At 65.2% G+C, this 20,829-nt stretch carries 21 protein-coding genes; 8 read left to right on the top strand and 13 right to left on the bottom strand.

The annotated features are described in order from the left end of the window. Nucleotides 1–6: 6 nt before the first annotated feature. Genes ureC through GQY20_RS17245 form a run of 4 tightly spaced genes read right to left on the bottom strand, consistent with a single transcriptional unit; the run spans nucleotide 7 to nucleotide 3,224 of the window. Complete coding sequence (gene ureC / locus GQY20_RS17230) at nucleotides 7–1,716, bottom strand: urease subunit alpha (protein ID WP_157218372.1); 1,710 nt, start codon at nucleotides 1,714–1,716, stop codon at nucleotides 7–9. Beyond that, nucleotides 1,716–2,024: an urease subunit beta gene (locus GQY20_RS17235; protein WP_157218624.1), complete on the bottom strand. Its 309-nt coding sequence runs from the start codon at nucleotides 2,022–2,024 to the stop codon at nucleotides 1,716–1,718. The genes ureC and GQY20_RS17235 overlap by 1 nt, the downstream gene beginning before the upstream one ends. Nucleotides 2,025–2,029: 5 nt before the next feature. Next, nucleotides 2,030–2,332 carry an urease subunit gamma gene (locus tag GQY20_RS17240; protein WP_157218373.1) on the bottom strand — a complete coding sequence of 101 codons (303 nt, stop codon included), beginning with the start codon at nucleotides 2,330–2,332 and terminating at the stop codon, nucleotides 2,030–2,032. Nucleotide 2,333: 1 nt separating this feature from the next. Next, nucleotides 2,334–3,224: an urease accessory protein UreD gene (locus GQY20_RS17245; RefSeq protein WP_157218374.1), complete on the bottom strand. Its 891-nt coding sequence runs from the start codon at nucleotides 3,222–3,224 to the stop codon at nucleotides 2,334–2,336. Between the two features lie 289 nt (nucleotides 3,225–3,513). On the opposite strand from GQY20_RS17245, the gene urtA reads away from it, so the two are divergent. The 6 genes from urtA to GQY20_RS17275 all read left to right on the top strand — a co-directional run bounded on the left by urtA (nucleotide 3,514) and on the right by GQY20_RS17275 (nucleotide 8,634). Further along, nucleotides 3,514–4,680, top strand: a complete 1,167-nt coding sequence (gene urtA, locus GQY20_RS17250) for an urea ABC transporter substrate-binding protein (RefSeq protein WP_408641124.1) — start codon at nucleotides 3,514–3,516, stop codon at nucleotides 4,678–4,680. A 73-nt stretch (nucleotides 4,681–4,753) separates the two neighbouring features. Then, nucleotides 4,754–5,647 (top strand): urea ABC transporter permease subunit UrtB, encoded by an 894-nt coding sequence (gene urtB / locus GQY20_RS17255; RefSeq protein WP_157218376.1) that lies wholly within the window; start codon nucleotides 4,754–4,756, stop codon nucleotides 5,645–5,647. A 9-nt stretch (nucleotides 5,648–5,656) separates the two neighbouring features. Further along, on the top strand, nucleotides 5,657–6,733 hold the full coding sequence (gene urtC / locus GQY20_RS17260) for an urea ABC transporter permease subunit UrtC (protein ID WP_157218377.1): 1,077 nt from the start codon (nucleotides 5,657–5,659) through the stop codon (nucleotides 6,731–6,733). Further along, a complete protein-coding gene (gene urtD / locus GQY20_RS17265) occupies nucleotides 6,730–7,476 on the top strand; it encodes an urea ABC transporter ATP-binding protein UrtD (RefSeq protein ID WP_232476118.1) in 747 nt (248 codons plus the stop codon). Before urtC ends, urtD begins: the two co-directional genes overlap by 4 nt. After that, nucleotides 7,473–8,189: an urea ABC transporter ATP-binding subunit UrtE gene (urtE, locus tag GQY20_RS17270; protein WP_157218378.1), complete on the top strand. Its 717-nt coding sequence runs from the start codon at nucleotides 7,473–7,475 to the stop codon at nucleotides 8,187–8,189. Before urtD ends, urtE begins: the two co-directional genes overlap by 4 nt. A gap of 43 nt (nucleotides 8,190–8,232) precedes the next feature. Further along, nucleotides 8,233–8,634, top strand: coding sequence for an HIRAN domain-containing protein (locus GQY20_RS17275; RefSeq protein WP_157218379.1), 402 nt, complete (start codon nucleotides 8,233–8,235; stop codon nucleotides 8,632–8,634). A 50-nt stretch (nucleotides 8,635–8,684) separates the two neighbouring features. Here GQY20_RS17275 and atzF read toward each other — a convergent pair whose 3' ends face one another. The 7 genes from atzF to GQY20_RS17310 form a co-directional block, all read right to left on the bottom strand. Further along, nucleotides 8,685–10,481 (bottom strand): allophanate hydrolase, encoded by a 1,797-nt coding sequence (gene atzF / locus GQY20_RS17280; RefSeq protein ID WP_157218380.1) that lies wholly within the window; start codon nucleotides 10,479–10,481, stop codon nucleotides 8,685–8,687. A gap of 1 nt (nucleotide 10,482) precedes the next feature. Further along, entirely contained in the window at nucleotides 10,483–10,866 is a 384-nt protein-coding gene (gene hpxZ, locus GQY20_RS17285; protein WP_157218381.1) for an oxalurate catabolism protein HpxZ, read from the bottom strand. Next, the gene (locus GQY20_RS17290) at nucleotides 10,860–12,263 is read right to left on the bottom strand and encodes an AtzE family amidohydrolase (RefSeq protein WP_157218382.1); all 1,404 of its coding nucleotides are present in this window, start codon (nucleotides 12,261–12,263) and stop codon (nucleotides 10,860–10,862) included. Before GQY20_RS17290 ends, hpxZ begins: the two co-directional genes overlap by 7 nt. Continuing rightward, nucleotides 12,260–12,445 carry a DUF4089 domain-containing protein gene (locus GQY20_RS17295; protein ID WP_157218383.1) on the bottom strand — a complete coding sequence of 62 codons (186 nt, stop codon included), beginning with the start codon at nucleotides 12,443–12,445 and terminating at the stop codon, nucleotides 12,260–12,262. The genes GQY20_RS17290 and GQY20_RS17295 overlap by 4 nt, the downstream gene beginning before the upstream one ends. After that, a complete protein-coding gene (locus GQY20_RS17300) occupies nucleotides 12,442–14,049 on the bottom strand; it encodes a regulator (RefSeq protein WP_157218384.1) in 1,608 nt (535 codons plus the stop codon). The genes GQY20_RS17295 and GQY20_RS17300 overlap by 4 nt, the downstream gene beginning before the upstream one ends. Before the next feature lie 20 nt (nucleotides 14,050–14,069). After that, nucleotides 14,070–14,756, bottom strand: a complete 687-nt coding sequence (locus GQY20_RS17305) for a cysteine hydrolase family protein (protein ID WP_157218385.1) — start codon at nucleotides 14,754–14,756, stop codon at nucleotides 14,070–14,072. Between the two features lie 70 nt (nucleotides 14,757–14,826). Further along, nucleotides 14,827–15,681: a hypothetical protein gene (locus GQY20_RS17310; RefSeq protein WP_157218386.1), complete on the bottom strand. Its 855-nt coding sequence runs from the start codon at nucleotides 15,679–15,681 to the stop codon at nucleotides 14,827–14,829. Between the two features lie 197 nt (nucleotides 15,682–15,878). Here GQY20_RS17310 and GQY20_RS17315 point away from each other — a divergent pair, with 197 nt between their 5' ends. Together GQY20_RS17315 and GQY20_RS17320 are read left to right on the top strand one after the other, a co-directional pair. Continuing rightward, nucleotides 15,879–16,562 carry a GntR family transcriptional regulator gene (locus tag GQY20_RS17315; protein WP_157218387.1) on the top strand — a complete coding sequence of 228 codons (684 nt, stop codon included), beginning with the start codon at nucleotides 15,879–15,881 and terminating at the stop codon, nucleotides 16,560–16,562. A gap of 143 nt (nucleotides 16,563–16,705) precedes the next feature. After that, nucleotides 16,706–17,191, top strand: coding sequence for a MucR family transcriptional regulator (locus tag GQY20_RS17320; RefSeq protein ID WP_157218388.1), 486 nt, complete (start codon nucleotides 16,706–16,708; stop codon nucleotides 17,189–17,191). Between the two features lie 211 nt (nucleotides 17,192–17,402). Here the strand turns inward: GQY20_RS17320 and GQY20_RS17325 are convergent, their stop codons facing one another. Beyond that, complete coding sequence (locus tag GQY20_RS17325) at nucleotides 17,403–17,675, bottom strand: hypothetical protein (protein WP_157218389.1); 273 nt, start codon at nucleotides 17,673–17,675, stop codon at nucleotides 17,403–17,405. Between the two features lie 382 nt (nucleotides 17,676–18,057). Beyond that, the gene (locus GQY20_RS17330) at nucleotides 18,058–20,550 is read right to left on the bottom strand and encodes a TonB-dependent receptor (RefSeq protein ID WP_157218390.1); all 2,493 of its coding nucleotides are present in this window, start codon (nucleotides 20,548–20,550) and stop codon (nucleotides 18,058–18,060) included. Between the last annotated feature and the right edge of the window lie 279 nt (nucleotides 20,551–20,829).

The raw sequence follows: 20,829 nt of genomic DNA on the forward strand, positions 1-20,829 counted from the left end.
CGACCCTCAAAACAAAAAATAGCGCTGGGCGAGCGGCAGTTCGGTTGCCGGCGCGCAGGTGAGCAGTTCGCCGTCCGCGCGCACCTCATAGGTCTCGGGATCGACCTCGATGTGCGGCAGTGCATCGTTGAGTTTCATGTCCGCCTTACCGATGCCACGCGTGCGTTCGACGGGACGGACCATCCGGTCCAGCCGCAGCCTGCCAGCAATGTCCGCCTCGATCGCCGCTGCCGAGACGAAGCTGATGGAGGTGGCAGCGATCGCCCGGCCATAGGCGCCGAACATCGGCCGCGCATGCACGGGCTGCGGCGTTGGGATGCTGGCATTGGGATCGCCCATCATCGCGTAGACGATCGTCCCGCCCTTGATCACGAGATCGGGCTTGGCGCCGAAGAAGGCGGGCGACCAGACGACAAGATCGGCGAGCTTGCCGGGCTCGACCGACCCCACCTCGCGCGCCAGCCCCTGCGCGATCGCCGGGTTGATCGTATATTTGGCGACGTAGCGGCGCGCACGCAGATTGTCGTTGTCGCCGGTCTCGCCGGGAAGCGGGCCGCGCTGCTGCTTCATCTTGTGCGCGGTCTGCCAGGTGCGGGTCACGACCTCGCCGACGCGGCCCATCGCCTGGCTGTCCGAAGAAATGATCGAGAGCGCGCCGAGATCGTGGAGGATGTCTTCCGCCGCGATCGTTTCCTTGCGGATGCGGCTTTCGGCGAAGGCGAGATCCTCGGGGATCGACGGATCGAGGTGATGACAGACCATCAGCATGTCGAGATGCTCGTCGATGGTGTTCACCGTGAACGGGCGGGTCGGGTTGGTGGAGGAGGGAATGACGTTCGCGAAGCCCGCCAGCTTGATGATGTCCGGCGCATGGCCGCCGCCTGCGCCTTCGGTGTGAAAGGCATGGATGGTGCGGCCCTTGAAGGCGGCGATGGTGTCCTCGACGAAGCCGCTTTCGTTGAGCGTGTCGGTATGGATCATCACCTGGATGTCGAATGCGTCGGCGACGCCCAGGCAGCAATCGATCGCGGCCGGCGTGGTGCCCCAATCCTCGTGCAGCTTCAGCGCGGCCGCGCCTGCACGGATCTGCTCCTCCAGCGCGGCGGGGTGGCTGGCATTGCCCTTGCCGGCGAAGGCGAGATTGATCGGCAGGCCTTCCGCCGCCTCGAGCATGCGCGCGATGTGCCACGGCCCGGGTGTGCAGGTGGTGGCGTTGGTGCCGGTCGCCGGGCCGGTGCCGCCGCCGACCATGGTGGTGATGCCGGAAGCGAGCGCTTCCTCTACCTGCTGGGGGCAGATGAAATGGATGTGCGCGTCGACGCCGCCGGCGGTGACGATCTTGCCCTCGCCCGCGATCACCTCCGTGCCCGGGCCGATCACGATCGCGACGCCGGGCTGGATATCGGGATTGCCCGCCTTGCCGATCGCGGCGATACGGCCGGCGACAAGGCCGATGTCCGCCTTGTAGATGCCGCTATGATCGAGGATCAGCGCATTGGTGATCACCGTGTCGACCGCGCCGGCGGCATTGGTCACCTGGCTCTGGCCCATGCCATCGCGGATCACCTTGCCACCGCCGAACTTCACCTCCTCGCCGAGGATGGTGGCATCCCGTTCGACCTCGATGACCAGCGCCGTGTCGCCGAGCCGCACCTTGTCGCCCGTGGTCGGGCCGAACATGTCGGCATAGGCGGCGCGGGGTATGCGATAAGGCATCAGCCCAGCCCTCCCATCACCTTGCCCTGGAAGCCGATCACCGTGCGCGTGCCGCGCAGCGGCACCAGCGCGACCTCCCGTTCCTGGCCCGGCTCGAAGCGCACCGCGGTGCCGGCCGGGATGTCGAGCCGGCGCCCGCGCGCGGCGTCGCGATCGAAGCGGAGCGCAGCGTTGGTCTCGGCGAAGTGATAATGGCTGCCGACCTGGATCGGCCGGTCCCCCGCATTGGCGACGGTGACGGTCACCGCTTCCAGATCCGCATTCAGCACATGCTCGCCGGGCGGCGTGATGATTTCTCCGGGGATCATCGTGCTCACCGGATCGGATGATGGACGGTGACGAGCTTGGTCCCGTCGGGAAAGGTCGCTTCGACCTGCACGTCGTGGATCATCTCGGCGATACCCTCCATCACCTGGTCCCGGCGGATCACATGGGCGCCGGCCTCCATCAGATCGGCCACGCTGCGGCCGTCGCGTGCGCCCTCCGTCACGAAATCCGAAATCAGCGCGATCGCTTCGGGATGGTTGAGTTTCACGCCGCGCTCCAGGCGGCGGCGGGCGACCATCGCTGCCATGGCGATCAGCAGCTTGTCCTTTTCACGCGGCGTCAGGTTCATCTCAGCACATCCAGACGCGCGGCATCGCGCGCCCCTCCCTCAAGGCCGCGAGGGCGGCCAGCATGTCCCGGCGCAGCGTCGCGCCGTCCGGCGCCAGGAAGCGCGCGACGAGCAGCCCGTTCCAGGCACTGGCCGCTGCGAGGCCACCGGCAGCGGTGAGCGCTTCGCGCAGGCCGCCGAGCAGTGCGGCGGCCCGCGCCGATATGTGGATCAGCACCGCAAAGGCGCGCGCGCCGGCGCCCAGCGCGGCTCTTCCCATCCGTTCGGCGATCGCACCGTCCAGCTTCAGGGCGTCGGCATAGATCAGCCGGCCGTCGCGCCAGATCCGCCAGCGATCGCGCAGCATGCCGCTGCGCACCGTCTCGTCCATCGCCTTGCGGCCGAGCACGACAGCCTCGAGGCCGAGAAATTCGGCATCGCCGTGGAGGCGCAGCTGCATGTCGCGGTCCAGCGCCGCGCGATCGAACAGGATCGTCTCCTGCGGCAGCCATTCGGCGCGCGCGCCACGGCTTACCGTGAGCCGACTCGTGATGCGCGCCGCATCGCCCGGCGTGCGATAGACTTTCTCGGCCGCCTGGGTGGTGACGCTGGCGATGCTGTTTTCGCCCCAGGCGATCGACTGGTCGAGCCGGTCGCCGCCGGCGATGCCGCCGCCCGTATTCATGATGGTCGCGCAGGGCGCGTCGCCCGGCAGGGTGCGCGGCACCCGCAGGCGCAGGCAGCCGGATTGAAAGGCGGTGCGGATCGTCGTGCGACCGTCGTGCTCCTGGAATGCGAGATCGATCTCGCCGCGGCTGCGAACGAGCGCGAGCGACGGTGCGGCAAGGGAGCGGGCGGAAGGCAAGGGCACGCTGACCGTTTCCGATATCGAGTCTTCAACCTGAAATGTCATTCGCCTGTCATCCGCTTCCCGGCGATAAGTTCATATTTTCCGCAGTTGCGCAATGACGCCCTGTCCGCCCGCGGGGGGCATTTGACGTATTGGCAACGCCTCTGTCCCGAAGACGAGCCCGCTCCCTCGCGCCCTACGTCAAATGACGCATGGCCGGTCATTGTGCGTCGCAGCACCGTGCCGCCATCGCAATCGCCGCGACGGGCGGCGCGGCTTCACCGGAGGGCATATGGGCAAGGGGCTACACAGGCGGATTCTGATCGGCGCGCTGCTCGCGGGCACGGCCTGCATGAGCGGTTGCAAGAAGAACGACGCAGCCGCGGGCGCCGGTGCGGCAGACGCGGTGAAGGTGGGCGTGCTCCATTCGCTGAGCGGCACCATGGCGATCAGCGAAGTGACCGTGAAGAACAGCACCCAGCTGGCGATCGACGAGATCAATGCGGCCGGTGGCGTCAACGGCAAGAAGATCCAGGCCGTCACCGAGGATGGCGCCTCTGATCCCGCCACCTTCGCGCAGAAGGCATCGAAGCTGATCGACGACGACGGCGTCGTGACCGTGTTCGGCGGATGGACTTCGTCGAGCCGCAAGGCGATGCTGCCGGTGTTCGAGAAGACGAAGAACCTGCTCTGGTATCCGGTGCAGTTCGAAGGCAATGAATGCTCGCCCAACATCATGTATTCGGGCGCGCAGCCGAACCAGCAGATCCTTCCCGCCTATGACTGGGCGAAGCAGAAGGGCTTCAAGAAGATCTTCCTGGTGGGGTCGGACTATGTCTTCCCGCGCACCGCGAACCTGATCCTCAAAAAGCATATCGAGCATGACGGGCTGACGATGAGCGGCGAGGAATATCAGCCGATGGGCGGCACGGATTTCTCCGGCGTCGTCGCCAAGATCCGCGCCGCAAAGCCCGACGTGATCTTCAACACGCTGAACGGCGATTCCAACGTCGCCTTCTTCAAGCAGATGGCGGCGGCGGGGATGAAATCGGACGTGATCCCGGTGATGTCGTTCAGCATCGGCGAGCAGGAGGCGCAGGCGATGGGCCCCTCGCTGGTCGAAGGCAGCTATGCCGGCTGGAACTATTTTCAGACGCTCGACAACCCGGAGAATGCGAAGTTCGTCGCAGCGTACAAAGCCAAGTTCGGCGCCGACGCGGTCGTTACCGATCCGATGGTGCACGGTTATCTCGACGTCTATGTCTGGAAGGCGGCGGCCGAGAAGGCGAAGAGCTTCGATCCTGCCAAGGTGCGTGCCGCCGCGGTGACGCTGGATGCGGTCCCGACGCCGCTCGGCACGGTGAAGTTCGCGGCCAACAACAGCCTCGTCCAGACCGGCTATATCGGCCAGGCCGATCCCAAGGGGCAGTTCAAGATCCTGTGGACCTCGCCCGGCATGATCGACCCCAATCCTTATGACGCGCTGGCCTTCCCCGGGAAGACCTGCACGATCAGCTAAGGACGGCTCGATCCGACCCCGCCGGCCCGAGCAGCCCGGCGGGGTCGCCCCTCCTTCCAGTGGAGACCGGCACATGGACGCGGCATTCCTTACCGGCCAGGTGTTCAACGGCTTCAGCGTCGCCTCCATCTACATATTGGCGGCGCTCGGCCTCGCGCTCAGCTTCGGGCTGATGCGCGTGATCAACATGGCGCATGGCGAGATACTGATGGTGGGAAGCTATCTCGCCTATCTCACCATTCTCTTCATTCCGGGGCCGCTCGGCATCTTCGCAGCGATGCTTGTCGCCTTCATCGGTGCCGGGCTGCTCGGCGCGGGGCTTGAGGCGGCGTTGGTCAGCAAGCTCACCGCGCGTCCGCTCGACACGCTGCTCGCCACCTGGGGAGTCAGCCTGATCCTGCAGCAGGGCGCGCGCGACGTCTTCGGCGCGACCGGCGTCTCGGTCACTGCGCCGGCCTGGCTCGACGGTGCGATCACCATCGGCGCGCTGCCCCTCCCGGCCGCCCGCCTGTTCATCATGGCCGTCGCCGTCGCCGTTCTTGGCGGACTGGCGCTGTTCCTGCGCATGACCCGGGTCGGCCTGCTCGTCCGGGCGGTCAATCAGGATCGCGCGACGGCCTCGGCGATGGGCGTGAACGTGCGGCAGGTGGATGCCTTCATCTTCGGCCTCGGCGCCGGCGTCGCTGGAATAGGTGGCGTCGTGCTGGCGCTGCTCGGACCGGTCACGCCCAATGTCGGGCAGAGCTACATCGTCACGGCCTTCCTGGTCGTCGTGCTCGGCGGGCTCGGCAGCATGATCGGCACGACCATCGCCGCGGTGATGATCGGGCTCGTCATGGCGCTCGCTCAGATCTTCGTCGATGTCAGTTTCGCGCAGGTGCTGACCCTGCTCTTCGTCGTCCTTTTCCTCCAGTTCCGGCCGCAGGGCGTGATCGCGATCCGCTCCCGCGCGCTCGATGCCGAATAGGAGCGTGCGATGCTGAACCTGCCTTTCAAGACGATCGGTGGCGGCGCTGCGCTGCTGCTCGCGATCCTCGCCCCCTGGCTGCTCTCTGCCTATGACCTCAACCTGCTCGGCCGCTTCCTCGCGCTCTCGCTTTCCGCGATGGGGCTGGTGCTGCTGTGGGGCGAGGGCGGCATATTGAGCCTCGGCCAGGGCGTCTTCTTCGGGCTTGGCGGCTATCTGCTCGCGATGCATCTGAAGCTCGACGGCCTCGGCGCGGGCGAGCTGCCGGATTTCATGACGTGGAGCGGCGTAACCGCGCTGCCCTGGTGGTGGGCGCCGTTTCGCAACCCGCTCGTGACGATCCTCGGCGTGCTGCTGGTCCCCGCCGCGATCGGAGCCGGCTTTTCCTGGCTGATGTTTCGCCGACGGATCGGCGGCGTCTATTTCGCACTGATCACCCAGGCGCTGGCACTGGTCTTCGCCACGCTGCTGATCAGCCAGCAGGGGACGACCGGCGGCTTCAACGGCCTCACCGACTACCACAATCTCATGGGGCTCAACCTTAACGACGAAGGCGTGACGCGCGGCATCTACTGGCTCACCCTCGCGCTCGTCGCCACCGCCTATTTCGCGCTGCGCTGGCTGCTCTCCTCGCGCTTCGGCAAGCTGCTGCGCGCCTCGCGCGACGGATCGAACCGGCTGCGCTTCCTCGGCTATGATCCGACGCCCTACAAGGTGGTGGCATTTTCGGTCGCAGCGGTGCTCACCGGCGTATCCGGCGCGATGTTCACCCTGCATGCGGGTGTGGTCTCGCCCGCGCTGGTGGGCGTGGTGCCGTCGATCGAGATGGTGATCTGGGTGGCGATCGGCGGGCGGACCTATCTCGTCGGCGGGATCGTCGGCGCGCTGCTGGTGAACTTCGCGAAGGACAAGATCTCGACGGCGCTGCCCGAGCTCTGGCTTTACGCGCTGGGGCTGCTCTTCATCCTCGCGGTCACGGCCTTCCCGCGCGGGATCGTCGGCGAATTCGAGGGCGAGCGCCGGTTCAAGCCGGCACGGCTGGGCGACATGTTCGCGCGCTGGCGCGCGGGGAGGGCAACGTCATGAGCGAAGCCGCGATGCTCCGCCTGGAGCAGGTCACGGTCGATTTCGACGGGTTCAAGGCGATCAACGACCTCAGCCTTACCATCCCGTCCGGCAGCATGACCGTGGTGATCGGGCCCAATGGCGCCGGCAAGTCCACTATGTGCGATACCATCATCGGCCGGGTGCGGCCGACCGCCGGACGCGTGCTCTTCCACGGCGAAGAGATCCAGCGCCTGGCCGAGCATCGCATCGTCGGCCGCGGCATCTGCCGCAAGTTCCAGACGCCGGGCGTGCTCATCGGCCTTTCAGTGATCGACAATCTCGCCATCGCCGCGATGCGCGACAGGCGCTGGTGGCGAAGCTTTACCAGAGCGGGCGAAGAGGAGGCGCGGGCCAAGGCCGAGGCGGTGCTCGAACAGGTCGGCCTTGCCGACCGGCGCGATGCGCTGGCGGGCAATCTCTCCCATGGCGAAAAGCAGTGGCTGGAGATTGGCATGGTCGTCGCGACCGATGCCGAGCTGCTGCTGCTCGACGAGCCGACCGCGGGCATGGGCGCGGCCGAGAGCAGCCAGACCGCGCAGATCATCCGTACGCTGGTCGGCCGGCATGCCGTGCTGGTGATCGATCACGACATCGATTTCGTCTCGCAGCTCGAAGGCCATGTCGTCGTGCTGCATCAGGGCGCGCTGCTGCGCGAGGGCACGCTGGACGAGATCCGGCGCGACGAGGAGGTCGCCGCCATCTATCTCGGGAGGGCCAAATGACCGACCTCATCAATCTGCGCAGCGTCAGCGCGGCCTATGGCAAGGGCCAGGTGCTGTGGGACGTCGCGCTCGACATGAAGGCGGGCGAGGCCGCGACCGTGCTCGGCCGCAACGGCGTCGGCAAGACCACGCTGATGAAGACGATCATGGGCCAGCTACCCGTCTCCGGCGGCTATATCTATGTGAATGGCGAAGAGGTGACGGCGATGGGCGCGTATCAGCGTGCGCGTGCCGGCATCGGCTTCGTGCCGCAGGGCCGGCACGTCTTCCCGCATCTGACGGTCAGCGAAAATCTGGAAGTCGGCCTCGCGGCGCTGGCGCGCAAGGGGTTCAAGGGGCCGCGCAAGGTGCCCGACATGGTGTTCGATCTCTTTCCCAAGCTCACCCAGATCGCCAACCGCAAAGCGGGCGTGCTGTCCGGCGGCGAGCAGCAGCAGCTGGCGATAGGCCGCGCGCTTGCCGGCCAGCCCTCGCTGCTCCTGCTCGACGAGCCGACCGAGGGGATCCAGCCGAACATCGTCCAGCAGATCGAGGATGCGTTGCTGCGGGTGCGGACTGAGCTCGGCGTCGCGATCCTGATCGTCGAGCAGAATCTCGATTTCGCCTGGTCCTTCGCCGAGCGCTATTTCGTGATGCAGCGCGGGCGGATCGTGAAGCAGGGCAAGACGGCCGAGGACAGCGCGGCGGATATCGCAAAGCTGGTCCATGTATAGCGCATAGCTTGCATCGGCGCCTCGGCTGTGCAGGAAGGCGGGCATGTCGCGCCAACTCAGCCTTGCCGTCGTCGGTGCCGATCATCCCAATCGCGACAAGAGCAATCGCCGGTTCGAGATCCTGCTCTGCCTGCCCGGCGAGCCCGTCCGGCTGATGCCGGAGCCGCGCAATCCGGTCGACCCGCATGCCATGGCGGTGTTCAGCGCCCGCGGCATCCAGATCGGCTATCTCACCGCGGAGCGCGCGCCCTGGATCGGCGGGATGGTCCGCAACGGGCGCGAGATCCGTGCGATCTTCCAACAGGCCACCGCTGGTGGCGCGATCATCCGCGCGGCGTTCGACGGTCTCGAGCCCGTGCTTCCGCCGGCTCCGGCTTGCGCGGCGGACTCCAGCGCGCCGGACGATGCGTTCGACGGGATCGATCCCATCTATCCCGACGAGTGACAGCGGGGCCGGTTTGACTCTTTCGCTGGGCTGTCCGGGTATCTCGAAGATCAGACCGGCGCCGCCAGGGTCGCCATATAGGCTCGCCAGCCGCCATGGGCGGTGATCTCCTCGGCACCGCGAATGGCGGCTTCCTCGCACAGGAAGCAGGACACCTGGCCGCCCGTCGCGAGATCGACCTTGCCGATGCCGAGCGGTGCCGGAATGCGTTCGACGAAGCGGCCGAAGGCAGCGGGCGGGAAGGACCAGATCTCGATGGCGATGCCGGGGCCGTTTGCGCCCGGCGCACGCACGAGGCCCGGCTTTGGCGGGGTCGTGCCGGGCAGGGCGAAGAGCCGATAATCGCCGGTGGTATGCGCAGCGGCTTCGAGCGTTGCGTCGAGCGCGGTCAGTTCGTGATTGAGCGGCATGCCGCTGAGATGGGCGCCGACCACGGCCAGACGGAGCCGCCCGTCCTCGGGCAGGTCCGATCCGACGGAGGAGGGCGGCGTGCCCAGCCGGTCGATGCCCATCCCGCAGGCTGCGTCGTGATGCATCCTCGCTGCCAGCGGGACCAGCGCGTCGTCGTGAAAGGCGGGTGCGGCCAGGGTCACCCCGAAGGGCAGGCCGTCGGAACGGAAACCGGCCGGCACGGCTATCCCCGAGAGGTTCAGCAGGTTGAAGAAATTGGTGTAGGTGCCGAGCCGCGTATTCAGCGCGATCGGATCGGCGCGCATCGCATCCACCCTGTAGATGGTGGGGGCCGTCGGCAGCAGCAGCACGTCGATTTGGGCCCAGACTTCGTCTGCCCGGCGACGCAGCGCCTCCAGGGCATAGGCTCCGCGGAAGGCGTCCGCTGCGCTCATCGTGCGTCCGCCGAGGATGATGCTTGCGACGCTCGGATCCAGCGCGTCCTCCGTCACGCCGAAGCTCTCATAGGCCGCCAGCCGCTCGGCGACCCATGGCCCGTGATATAGCAGGGCCGCGGTTTCCCGAAAGGGCGCGAAATCGATCTCGACCGTGGCGGCGCCGATGCGTGCGATCGCGGCTTCGTAGAGGCGGGCGCTTTCGCCGTCGCCGAAAAATTCGCGGTCGCCTGGCGCGAGTATGCCGATCCGCAGGCTGGCCCGGCCGAACGGGCGTTGCCGCGCAGATCGCGAATAGGGATCCGCCGGATCGAAGCCCTGCGCGATGCGCCGGATGCGCGCGCCGTCGTCCACGGAGAGCGTAAAGATGCTCACGCAGTCCAGGCTGCGGCACGCCGGCACGACGCCGCGGCTGCTGAGCAGCCCGGACGTGGGCTTGATGCCGACGATGTTGTTGAAGGCGGCGGGCACGCGGCCCGATCCTGCGGTGTCGGTGCCGAGCGAGAAGCTGGCGAGGCCGGCGGCCACCGCCACGGCGGAGCCCGAGCTCGATCCGCCCGATATATAGGCGGGATCAAACACCGAACGGGGGGCGCCATAGGGCGATCGGGTGCCGTTTAGACCGGTCGCGAACTGATCGAGATTGGTCTTGCCGATCATGATCGCCCCGGCCTGGCGAAGCCGCGCGACTACCGCCGCGTCCTTCGTGGCGACATGCGCGAACGCTGGGCAGGCGGCCGTGATCGGCATGCCGGCCACATCGATATTGTCCTTCACCGCGTAGGGGACACCCCACAGCGGGAGAGAATTGGGTTCCGGCGCGCGCGCCAGCAACGCCTCGATCTCAGCCGCCATCCGGTCTTCGTCGGCGCGGGTGATGAAGATGGCCGGATCGGCATGATCGATCCGTGTCGCGATCTCGGCGAACAGATCATGCGGCGAGGTGCCTGCGGCGTAGAGCGCGCGTACCCGCGCGAGATCCAGCAACGAGGGAAAGCCCATCTCAATGGCCCTCGCCCAGCATCGAGATATGCGCGCTCACGACCCGCCATCCCTCCGGAAAGCGCACCCAGCTTTGCGTCTGCCGCCCGGGCGCGGGCGCGCCGTCTCGCTGGAACTCGGCATGGGCGGTGGCGAAATCGGTACCGAAGCTGGTGATCACCACTTTGAGCAGCCGGCGCTGCGGCGACCCGCCGACGCGCGCGGACCGAAACGCGCGGATCGCGTCGATGCCGTAGAGATTCTGGCCCGGCCCGATCCGCACCGTGCATTCGGAAGCCCAGAAGAGCGCGTCGAGCGCGTCGAGATCGTTGGTCATCAGCGCCTGCTCATAGGCTTCGAAGGCCGAGGTCGCGGCGGCCAGCGTGGCAGGATCGTTGATCAGCATGAATCCCTCATCCTCGTGGTGGCGATACCGCGCCGTTCGAGCAGGGCGGCGGCCCGCAGCGCAAGATCTTCCCGCCAGGGCGGCGCGACGATTTGCACGCCGATCGGCAGTGCGTCGCCCTGCACCGGCACTGCGGCGATCGGCACTCCGACGAAGCTCAGCGGCTGGGTGAGCAGGCCGATGTTGGGTCGGGTCGGCAGTGCCTGTCCGTTCACCTCGATGGTCGGCTGGCCGAGCAGCGGGGCGGCGCAGGGCGTCGCAGGGGCGATCAGCAGGTCATGATGGCGGAACACCTCGTGCAGCTGCTCGCGAAACAGGCTGCGCACGCGCTGCGCCTGCAGGATGATGTTGGCCGGAAGCAGCGCGCCGGCCAGCAGGCGATCGCGGGTGGCGGGATCGAAATCCGCGGCGCGGCTCTGCAAGGCACGGCGATGGAGATTGCCGCCCGATGCGGCGGTGAGCGTGAAGGCCGCGGCGCGCGCAGCCTCCGCGCCGGGCAGCACGACAGGGGCGACGGCGCCGAGTGCATCCGCCACTGCGCGGGCGGCCGCGCGTCCCTGCGCGTCGGCTTTTTCCTCGAACCATCCGCCGAGCAGCGCGACGCGGGCCGTGAAGGGCGTGTCGAGCAGGTGCGAGACAGGCTCGCGGCGCCGATCGGCACAGGCGGCGTCACCCACGTCATGCCCCTGGAGGATATCGTAGATCAACGCGAGATCGGTTGCGTTGCGTGCGAACGGGCCGAGGTGATCGAGCTCGTGGACGAAGGGAAAGGTGCCGGTGCGAGGAAGACGGCCGAAGGTGGGCTTCAGTCCGAATATGCCGCAGAAGGAGGCAGGCACGCGGATCGAGCCATTGGTATCGGTGCCCAGCGCGCCCTCGCACAGGCCGGCTGCCACCGCGGCGGCCGATCCGCCCGAGGAGCCGCCCGCGCTGCGCCCGGTGTCGGCCGGGTTGCGGGTCGCGCCATAATGGGCGTTCTCGGTGGTGAAGCCATAGGCATATTCGTCCATATTCTGCGTGCCGACCAGCACCGCCCCCGCCGCGGTCAGCCGCTGCAGCAGCACGGCGTCGGCGCCCGCGGGAGGCAGGGCTGCGTTGATGATCGAGCCCGCCGTGGTGACGCGGCCGGCGACGTCGTAATTATCCTTGACGCCGAAGGGGACGCCCGCGAGCGGCCCCGGATCGATCCCCTCGGCAACGAGCGTGTCGATCCGCTCCGCCTCGCGACGGGCGCGGTCGAACAGTATCTCCGTGAAGCAGTTGAGCCGCGGATTGAGCCGCTCAATACGGGTCAGTCGGCTTTCGATGAGCGCGGTCGCGGAGACGTGGCCATCGCGCACGGCCTGCGCGATGGCCACGATGCCGGCCAGGCCGGAATGGATGGTGCACAGCTTCATGGGCGGTAGACCGGTGCAGGCTCGACCAGGGGATCGAGCGGATCGAGGAACAAGGCGGCCTGATCGAGCAGCACGCCCAGATTGCGGCTTACGCCGGCGAGGTGGTCGGGATCGATCGACAATCCCGCCACCTGCGCCAGCGCCCCCACAAAAGCTGCGTCCAGAGGCGACGGCCCGCTCATTCGGCGGCCTGAGCCGTGGCGTGCACCAGGCCATGGTCGGCGCTCTCCTTGGCGAGGCCGGGCTTGCGCGAGCAGATGAGGAGGAAGAGGGCGACGACGAGATAGGCCGCCGCGACGCCCGGTGTCTTCATCACCCCGATCGCCTCGGCATGGATCAGGCCGAAGAAGGTGAGCACCGCCCCGGCCGCGGCGAAGGCGGCCGCCTTGGCGAGCTTGCCGTCGATGATCAACACGGTGATCGATCCCAGGATGATGCCGCAGAGCGTGGCACCGCTGCCGAGCACCTGCAGGCCATGATAGAGCACGCCATTGTTCGCCAGAGCGTCGAGCCCCACCTTTCCGGCATCGGTGCCCGCCGCGCTCAACGCATTGTTGATCTGGGTCGTGCCCCAGGCCGCGATGTTGGGCACGATCGCCAGTACGATTGCCGGCGCGTGGCGATGGGGGCTTTCCTGAAAGGCCTGGGCGCCGATCAGCATGCCGATATAGAGCAGGATGGGCAGCAGCGCGACGGCGGGGATCACCGCCATCATCAGCGCGACGACGCCGAACCAGGTCAGCACCAGCATCATCGCGCCTGTCGCGGCGGAATAGCCGGTGCGGCCGCCCATCGCCTTCCAGCCGGGATGGCCGATATAGACGGCGTTGATGAAGGGATTGCCCATCAGACAGCCGATCAGGCTGATCACGCCGTCCGCGGTCAGCACGCGCGTGGTCGGGAAATGATCGCCGGCTGCCTCTGCACTCTCGACATTGTCCATCGCCTCGACGAGATCGTAGATGCCGAAGGGGATGGCCGTCACCAGGATGACGCCGATATATTTGAAGCCACCGAACACTTCGGCCAGCGCTGGATGGGGCAGGTGAAAGCCGAAATCGGCGAGCGCGCCGGTGACCTTCTCCGGACCGATCCCGCCGAGTTCGAAGCCCATCGACTGCGCGCCCCAGGCGATCAGCGTGCCAACCAGCATTGCCATCAGGCCGCCGGGCACGCCGCCCGGATAGCGATAGCCGCCCAGCCAGCTCGCCAGGATCACCGCCAGGCAGGTGACGCCGATGATCGGCGTCATGAACACCTGCGCGCCCGGGCTCAGCGAGATGAAGGTCAGCGAGATGCCGGCGAGCGAGCCGAGCAGTGCCGCGCGCGGCGTGATCTTGCGGATCACCGGGGCGACGAAGCCGCCGATCATCAGCACGAAGCTCTGCACGCATACCCAGGTCAGGCCGGCGCTCCAGGCCTCGACCGGATTGCCCGACTTGAGCAGCACCGGCAGCATCACGACGAAGGTGACGATGAACATGTGCGGCACGCTGATCCCCGACGGCAGGGCGCAGACGTCATCGCGGCCCGTCCGCTCGGCAAGCCGTCGAGCCAGCCAGGCATAGTAGACGGTGCTGAGGAAGAGCATGAGCCCGACGGCGGGCAGGATGCGACCGAAGATGATCGGATCGGGAAGCTTTAGCACGAAGCGCAGCAGCCCCGTGAGCACCAGCACGTTGACGAGGATGTTGGTGCCGAAGCCGAAGAAGGCGTTCCAGTCGCCCGGTGTCCACCAGGGTAGTTTCGCCGTAGCCGGTACGGCATCCGCAGTAACGCTTGCCATGATGATCGACCCCCTTCCGTCTAGTTCGCGGCCGGTTCCGCCGGCGCGGCGAGCGCGGCGATCACGCCCGAGGATTCGCCAACCCATCCGAAGATGCCGCCCTGTGCCGCGATCATGCGGAGCGCGACGTCGTGGAATTCGGGGAAATAGGACCCGGTACAGTCGGCAAGGACGAGGCAGTCGATGCCGCGGTCATTGGCCTCGCGTACGGTCGTGTGTACGCAGACTTCGGTCGTCACGCCGCAGACGATGAGCTGCGTGATGCCGTGCGTCCCGATGAGATCGGCCAGCTCGGTATTGTAGAAGGCGCCTTTTCCCGGCTTGTCGATGACCGGCTCGCCGGCGATGGGATAGAGATCGGCGATGATGTCGTGGCCGGGCTCGCCGATCACGAGGATGCGGCCCATCGGGCCGGGATCGCCGATCGTCACCGTGCCGCGGCCGCGGATGCGCTTGCTCTCGTGCAGGTCGCTGAGATCGGGCTTGTGGCCTTCGCGGGTATGCATCACCAGCATGCCCGATGCGCGGGCGGCGGCAAGGAGGGATTTGAGCGGGGCGATGGTGCGGCCGAGCCGGCCGACCTCGTTGCCAAGCATCTCGCCGAAGCCGCCGGGTTCGATGAAGTCGCGCTGCATATCGATGATCAGCAATGCCGCCTTTTCGGGCTGCAGCATGAAATCATACGGTCTTGCAGGAACACTTCTCATCGCCGTGCCTCCGTTGCTGCCGTGTGCGCGGGAGCGGCCCGGCAGGGGCCGCCCCGCCTGTTGGTTCGACCTAGAAACCGATGTTGATGCCCGCGCCGAAGACGAGTTGATCGCGCTTGTCGTCTCCGCTGTTCAATATCGCCTTGGCGCGAACGAGGTTGTCGTTGATCAGGTGATAATATTGGCCGAAGGCATAGACCGAAGCGCGTGCGCCGCCTTTCACGAAACGGATCGGCGTGCTCGCCTTGAGGCCGGTCGTGAAGACTCCGAAATTTCCATCCTTATAAGGGCCGAGGCCCCAATAGGTCTTCGGGCCGACGGTGATCCAGGTCGGTGCCGAAAGGGTGAAGGACGGCGTGGCATAGGTCGGAACCGCGCCCAGTTCGATGTCGAAGGTCTTGCCGGCCTTGCCGGTCACGACCGTGGAGGATTTGCTCTTGAAAGCCCAGAAGAACTTCGCGTAAGGATTGAGGCTGAAGGGGCGATCTTTCGATGCATCCTTATATTTCAGGCTGAATTCGATATTGCGTTCATCCTGGAAGGCTACGGACGGCTGCCCGCTGATGAACTGGCTGTATTCGACCCCCGCCTCGAGGTTCTTCGCTATGTTTCCGCTCACCCCGACGAAGAAATCGAATTCGTTGATGGCGGTTATGTTGCCGTCCTTGCGGCTATATCCCGGATTGATATCCAGCCACGTTCCCGCATGGAAGGCGATGCCGTTCGGTGCGACGGCGACGAGTCCGTCGAGGACTTGAACCGCTGCGCCGCGTGTCGTCACGACGAGGCCGCGTGGCGTGACATAGTCGTTTCGTACCGAGATGTCGCCAAAACCGTGCAAGGCCCAGCCCGACGGCTCTTCAGCCGCTGCAAGGCTGCTGCAGGCGCTCAGCACGAGCGCCGAAACACAATAGATCGTCCGCATCTTGGGTCGCTCCCTTTTTGGTTAGCGCCCAGACATCCCCTCAGTGTGCGAACACGCGCATGATTGCGTTACCTGCAATTCTGTATGCGCAATGTAAGTCTTGCATACAAGAAATGAGTCGGCAACAGGATTGTTGCGTGATCGTCATTTTCGTATGCAAGCAATGTCCCGCGCGGTCCCGCCGAGCGCGTGGCCATATGGCTTTGCGGGTGGAGGGAACGAAGGCGTTGGCCGAAACGACGGTGGACAAGCTTGCCGACGACATGGCGGAGGCAATCCTTTCCGGCGAGTTCGCGCCGGGATCCCGGCTTGACGAACAGCTTCTCGCCCAACGCTATGCAGTCTCCCGCACGCCGGTGCGCGAGGCACTACGTCAATTGGCCACTACCGGGCTGATCGAGGTGCGGCCACGGCGTGGCGCGATCGTGACGCAGGTGACGCCGGCGCAGCTCGAGGAACTGTTCGTAGCGATGGGCGAACTGGAGGCGACGTGCGCCCGTCTCGCCGCCATGTCCATGCTGCCGACCGAACGCCGCCGGCTGCAGGCCCTGCATGAGCGCATGGGGGTGCTGGCGCGGCAAGGCGACGCGCTCGCCTTTGCGGACTGCAACCATGATCTGCACACGATGATCTACGCGGGCGCCCATAATGGCGTGCTGGCGGACATGACGCAGGCGTTGCGCCGCAGGCTCGCGCCCTTTCGACGCGCCCAGTTCCATCTCGAAGGCAGGTTACCGAGGTCCTTGTCGGAGCATGACGCCGTGATCGCCGCGATCGTGCGGGGCGATGCGGCTGGCGCCCATACTGCGATGCTGCATCATGTGACGCTGGTGGAGCGCAGCTTCGAGGAGCTGTGCGAGGAGCAGGTCCGCAATCCCTGACGGCCGATGGGTGTCGTATCCCGTCGACATAATCCACCTCTTGTTGAGAAATGTCGTCCGGCATTGTAGCGTGTTCTCGTCTGCGGTGGATTCTACCGGAGACGATCGCATCTTTATCCACGGCTCCATCGGCGAGGAATTGAATGGCAGAGGACAATGACCTGATCGCCATGACGATTGAAGTAGTTGCAAGCTATGTGTCTCATAATGAGCTTCCGCCGGAGGAGGTGGCCGGGTTTATCGCGAAGACCCACGCCGCCATCATAGCGATCGACAAGGAGCCCGATGCCGCGGTGACGCAGGCGGATGTCGCGTCGCGACCCGCCGTGTCGGTGCGCAAGAGCCTTGCCTCGCGAGAGCATATCCTGTCGCTGATCGACGGCAAGCCTTACAAGAGCCTCAAGCGGCATCTCAAGGTCCATGGCCTGACGCCCGCCCAGTATCGCGAGAAATTCGGGCTGAAGCCGGACTATCCGATGGTGTCGCCGGCTTATTCGGATGCGCGCCGCGCGGTCGCCAAGCGGCTGGGCCTCGGCGGCAGGCCGAGGCGGTCGAGCGGCGAGGCGCGCACCGATGCGCCCGCGGCATCTGCGACGCGTGCCCGGAAGAAGCTGTCGATCGTCACCTGACCGTTGCCCGACCACATCCTCCGGACAAAAAAAGGGCCGCCCGGCGGGCGGCCCTAAGTCTTAGGAGAGGATGCCTGAAAGGCAGCTTTACCATCGCGTCATCGCGCATCTTTTGCAATTGCAAACATCAGAATGGCCGGTTTCGCGTAGAGAAATCGCGCCATTATGATGCGACGCACAAGTCGGATTGCGCAGTCAGGCAAGCGGAGCGCTACATTGCTTCAGGGGCAGCACCCCCATCGCAGGCCGCGCAAAGCAGGGTGACGGCGCTCCGCACGAGGCTCCACATCGCCGTCCCCCGGTGATCGGCGGCGGTGAGCGCGGCGATCAGTTCCCCATCCAGCTTCTGTATGACGCAGCGTCCATAGGTCGAGAGCAGGCGCCGGGCGGTCTGTTCGATGCGCATCGATGCCATGTCGGATAATGTGCGGGTCTCGGCCAGATCATCGAGCAGGCCGGCGAGGTCGCGGGCGACGTGGATCATGATACGGCACTCTTCGCGGCAGGCCGCGGGCAAACGGACATAACTATTCTCATGACGCTCCTGAGCTGGGGCATCCTCTCGTCTTTGTACGCTTTGATGGCACAGGGTCCGCAAGCTGACCGCGAAGCGGTCGTGTCATCCGTGCCGGACGACTGCGTCGCTTCGCGTGTCGAATGGGCGAAGCGACGTGGTCACACAAGTGTTAATTCTGTCATTTCAACCAGATCGGTGATTATAGGTGGCGCATCGTCCGGCCGCGCGCTCGCGGATAGGCGCGTGCAGACCGTGAGACCGGCCGCCGCAGCGGTGCTACGGCGGCCGGTCGGGCAGGCTGGTGAAGCGGTCTGGAAAGGCGCGAGAGGCGCCGTTCCAGACCGGATTTTCAGAAGGCGAAACTTACGTCGAGACCATAGGTCCGTGCCCGCTCGTAGATCACCGAGGCGACCAGCCCCAAGCCGGTGAACTGCGTGATGTTGCGGTTGTTGAGGATGTTGCGGCCCCATGCCGCGATTTCGACCTTGGAGCGTCCGAGATCGACGTCCGCCAGGCCGACGCGGGCATTGACGATCCATTGGAAAGGTGTCGTGGCGGCCTTGACCAGCGCCGGATCGGCCTGCGCCGTCGGGCCGACGCCGGGCGTGATGTCGGACGTCATCAATATCCTGCTGCGGAAATTGGCATCGACCCGCGCGGTCAGGTGGCCGCCGAGCAGCACCGCCGAGGAATCATATTGGGCGGAGAGGTTACCCGTCCATTTCGGGCGCTGGAAGGGCAGATAGCCCGGCGCGCCCGATACATAGGCGAAGCCCGGGAAGATCGTGTCCTTGATGAACTTGAAATGGGTGTAGCCGAGATTGGCCTGCAAGGTGAGGCCGTTGACCGGAACCAGCGTATTTTCCCATTCGAAGCCATAGGCCTTCGCGTCGCCCGACGAGACCACCGCCTGCGAGAAGAGGAAGGTGCTCGGTACGCCGGTGAGCTGGCCGGACGTATCATATTGCAGGTTGGTGTATTTGACGTGGAAGAGAGCCAGATTGGTGCGGAAGCGCCGGTCGAACAGATCCGCTTTGATGCCGCCTTCGAAGGATTTCGCCGTCTCGGGCTTGAACTGCAGCGTCGCAAGCTCGCCCCCCGACACATAGCCGGTCGCATATTTCGCATAAGTGAGAATATGGTCGTTCACGCGATAGTTGATGCCGGCCAGGAAGGTGGCCTTGCTATGCTTGTATCGGATCGGAGAGCTCACCGGGCTCATGCCCGTGACGTTGCCGGCCAGATACTGGTCCGGCAGATATTCGATGCCATTCTTGTCATCGATCGTGATGCGGGCGCCGCCGACCAGATCGAGCTGATCGGTCAGGTGGATTTCCGGCTGGAGGAAGAAGGCGTCGGAATTGGTGGAGACGGTCGTGTGCAGATAGCCGGGGTTGGCCGGAATCACGAAAGCCGTCCCGGCCGCGGATGTATTCTGGCCGTCGATCACCTGAGTGATCGAGGTATTATAGGCATTATTGTAGCCGGCCGTCACGAAATGGTCGTGGAAATGCAGATAGCCCGCGGTGAGCGTGAACCAGTCCGTCGTGATGTTGAGCTGGAACTCGTCGCTCCACTGCTTCTCGTTGCTATAGGCATTGTTGCCGAGGAAGATGAACGGGGCGGAGGGGTTGGCGGAAAACAGCGTCGGATTGCCGCCCGGCGCGAACGGAATGGCGATGCCCGGCGGGTAGCCGCCGAGGCCCGCGACGGGCTGGTTCATCAGCCCGCCGAGGCCGTCGAGCTGGAAATTCACATGCAGGCGAGATTTCCGCAGTGCGAAGATGTTCTTGATGGAGATATTGTCGTTGAACGTATATTTCGCAGTGAGATTGTGACCCCAATTGACGGTATGGCCGGGCGTCGTGAACCAGTTGTTCACCGCATCCGGGCGCTTGTTGGTGATCGGCGTCTTGGGATTTGGGCTCGCGTCGTAAAGTTCCGACAGGAAAGATCCGGCTGGCAGATAATCGGTGCCCTGTGCATTGGGCGTGAACCGGTCGTCCGTATAGTCGAACTTGTAGACGAGATCGAGATTCGGGTCGAGGTCGAACTTGAGGGCCGCCTGCACCGCCTCGGTATTATCGCCGCCGAGCCATTTGGGAGATTTAGCGACGCCATAAGCGCCGCCCGTGGCGGGGCCGTAATCCCATGTCGTGCCCGCGCCGAGGTTGCGTACGTCGCCGCGATGCTGCGAATGGAGATAAGTGAAGGAAGCGCTGATCGGGCCGAACTGCGGCAGATCGATATGGGTCTTGCTGCGGAAGCTGTTCTGGTTGCCGATGGTGAAATCCTGGTGCCCGCCAAAGCGGCCGGTCGGATCCTTGGTGATGATGCTGATCGCGCCTCCGGTGGCATTGCGGCCGAACAGCGTGCCCTGTGGCCCCTTCAGCACCTCGATACGCTCGATATCGGCGAATTCGAATACCGAGCCTGATTGGTTCTGCAGATAGACGCCGTCGAGATAGAGCGAGACACCCTTGTCGGTGCCGGCTGCCGAATTGCCTCCTAATATGCCGCGCAGCGTGTAGTTGGGCGACTGGTTGCCGCCGCTGCCCAGGCGCACTGTGAGATTGGGCGCGATGGCATTGAGATCGTTCACGCTCTGTATGCGGTTCGCCTTGATCGAGTCGGCGCTGAGCGCGGTGATCGAGATCGGCACCTTCTGCAAATTCTGCTCGCGCTTCTGGGCGGTCACGACGATGTCCTGGACGCCGTTGATCTGTCCCGGCCGTCCGTTGTCCTGCGCCCGGACGCTCAGCGGCAAGGCAAAAAAGGCAGCACCGAGGAGTAATGAGGACCTGACGGCCCGCCCCGACGGCAGCGCGTGCATAAATTCCATAATGAACCTCCCCAAATTATATGATTATTTCTAATATAAATGACAATTAATACCAAGTTTCGCGATCTTTTGCGCTCAATAATAGGTTATATTATGGCTATATCCAAATAGACCATCTCTAATGGCGTAAGTAATATAATCATGAACTTTTTGTTAGAATTGCGCATTTTCATGTTATATATGTGCGAATGGGTGCGCAAGATGAGGTCAATTCTTCGAAATAATGTCAGGAATCCACAACGGGCTGACTTGCGTGTTGTGTCGGCCCTGCATTTGGCA

It is taken from the genome of Flavisphingomonas formosensis, from assembly GCF_009755815.1.
In the GTDB taxonomy this organism is placed as follows: domain Bacteria; phylum Pseudomonadota; class Alphaproteobacteria; order Sphingomonadales; family Sphingomonadaceae; genus Flavisphingomonas; species Flavisphingomonas formosensis.

Excerpts from the sequence above, each read along its gene's own strand:
- ureC (WP_157218372.1), bottom strand. The coding sequence starts at position 1,716 with ATGCCTTATCGCATACCCCGCGCCGCCTATGCCGACATGTTCGGCCCG.
- GQY20_RS17235 (WP_157218624.1), bottom strand. The coding sequence starts at position 2,024 with ATGATCCCCGGAGAAATCATCACGCCGCCCGGCGAGCATGTGCTGAAT.
- GQY20_RS17240 (WP_157218373.1), bottom strand. The coding sequence starts at position 2,332 with ATGAACCTGACGCCGCGTGAAAAGGACAAGCTGCTGATCGCCATGGCA.
- GQY20_RS17245 (WP_157218374.1), bottom strand. The coding sequence starts at position 3,224 with ATGACATTTCAGGTTGAAGACTCGATATCGGAAACGGTCAGCGTGCCC.
- urtA (WP_408641124.1), top strand. The coding sequence starts at position 3,514 with ATGAGCGGTTGCAAGAAGAACGACGCAGCCGCGGGCGCCGGTGCGGCA.
- urtB (WP_157218376.1), top strand. The coding sequence starts at position 4,754 with ATGGACGCGGCATTCCTTACCGGCCAGGTGTTCAACGGCTTCAGCGTC.
- urtC (WP_157218377.1), top strand. The coding sequence starts at position 5,657 with ATGCTGAACCTGCCTTTCAAGACGATCGGTGGCGGCGCTGCGCTGCTG.
- urtD (WP_232476118.1), top strand. The coding sequence starts at position 6,730 with ATGAGCGAAGCCGCGATGCTCCGCCTGGAGCAGGTCACGGTCGATTTC.
- urtE (WP_157218378.1), top strand. The coding sequence starts at position 7,473 with ATGACCGACCTCATCAATCTGCGCAGCGTCAGCGCGGCCTATGGCAAG.
- GQY20_RS17275 (WP_157218379.1), top strand. The coding sequence starts at position 8,233 with ATGTCGCGCCAACTCAGCCTTGCCGTCGTCGGTGCCGATCATCCCAAT.
- atzF (WP_157218380.1), bottom strand. The coding sequence starts at position 10,481 with ATGGGCTTTCCCTCGTTGCTGGATCTCGCGCGGGTACGCGCGCTCTAC.
- hpxZ (WP_157218381.1), bottom strand. The coding sequence starts at position 10,866 with ATGCTGATCAACGATCCTGCCACGCTGGCCGCCGCGACCTCGGCCTTC.
- GQY20_RS17290 (WP_157218382.1), bottom strand. The coding sequence starts at position 12,263 with ATGAAGCTGTGCACCATCCATTCCGGCCTGGCCGGCATCGTGGCCATC.
- GQY20_RS17295 (WP_157218383.1), bottom strand. The coding sequence starts at position 12,445 with ATGAGCGGGCCGTCGCCTCTGGACGCAGCTTTTGTGGGGGCGCTGGCG.
- GQY20_RS17300 (WP_157218384.1), bottom strand. The coding sequence starts at position 14,049 with ATGGCAAGCGTTACTGCGGATGCCGTACCGGCTACGGCGAAACTACCC.
- GQY20_RS17305 (WP_157218385.1), bottom strand. The coding sequence starts at position 14,756 with ATGAGAAGTGTTCCTGCAAGACCGTATGATTTCATGCTGCAGCCCGAA.
- GQY20_RS17310 (WP_157218386.1), bottom strand. The coding sequence starts at position 15,681 with ATGCGGACGATCTATTGTGTTTCGGCGCTCGTGCTGAGCGCCTGCAGC.
- GQY20_RS17315 (WP_157218387.1), top strand. The coding sequence starts at position 15,879 with ATGGCTTTGCGGGTGGAGGGAACGAAGGCGTTGGCCGAAACGACGGTG.
- GQY20_RS17320 (WP_157218388.1), top strand. The coding sequence starts at position 16,706 with ATGGCAGAGGACAATGACCTGATCGCCATGACGATTGAAGTAGTTGCA.
- GQY20_RS17325 (WP_157218389.1), bottom strand. The coding sequence starts at position 17,675 with ATGATCCACGTCGCCCGCGACCTCGCCGGCCTGCTCGATGATCTGGCC.
- GQY20_RS17330 (WP_157218390.1), bottom strand. The coding sequence starts at position 20,550 with ATGGAATTTATGCACGCGCTGCCGTCGGGGCGGGCCGTCAGGTCCTCA.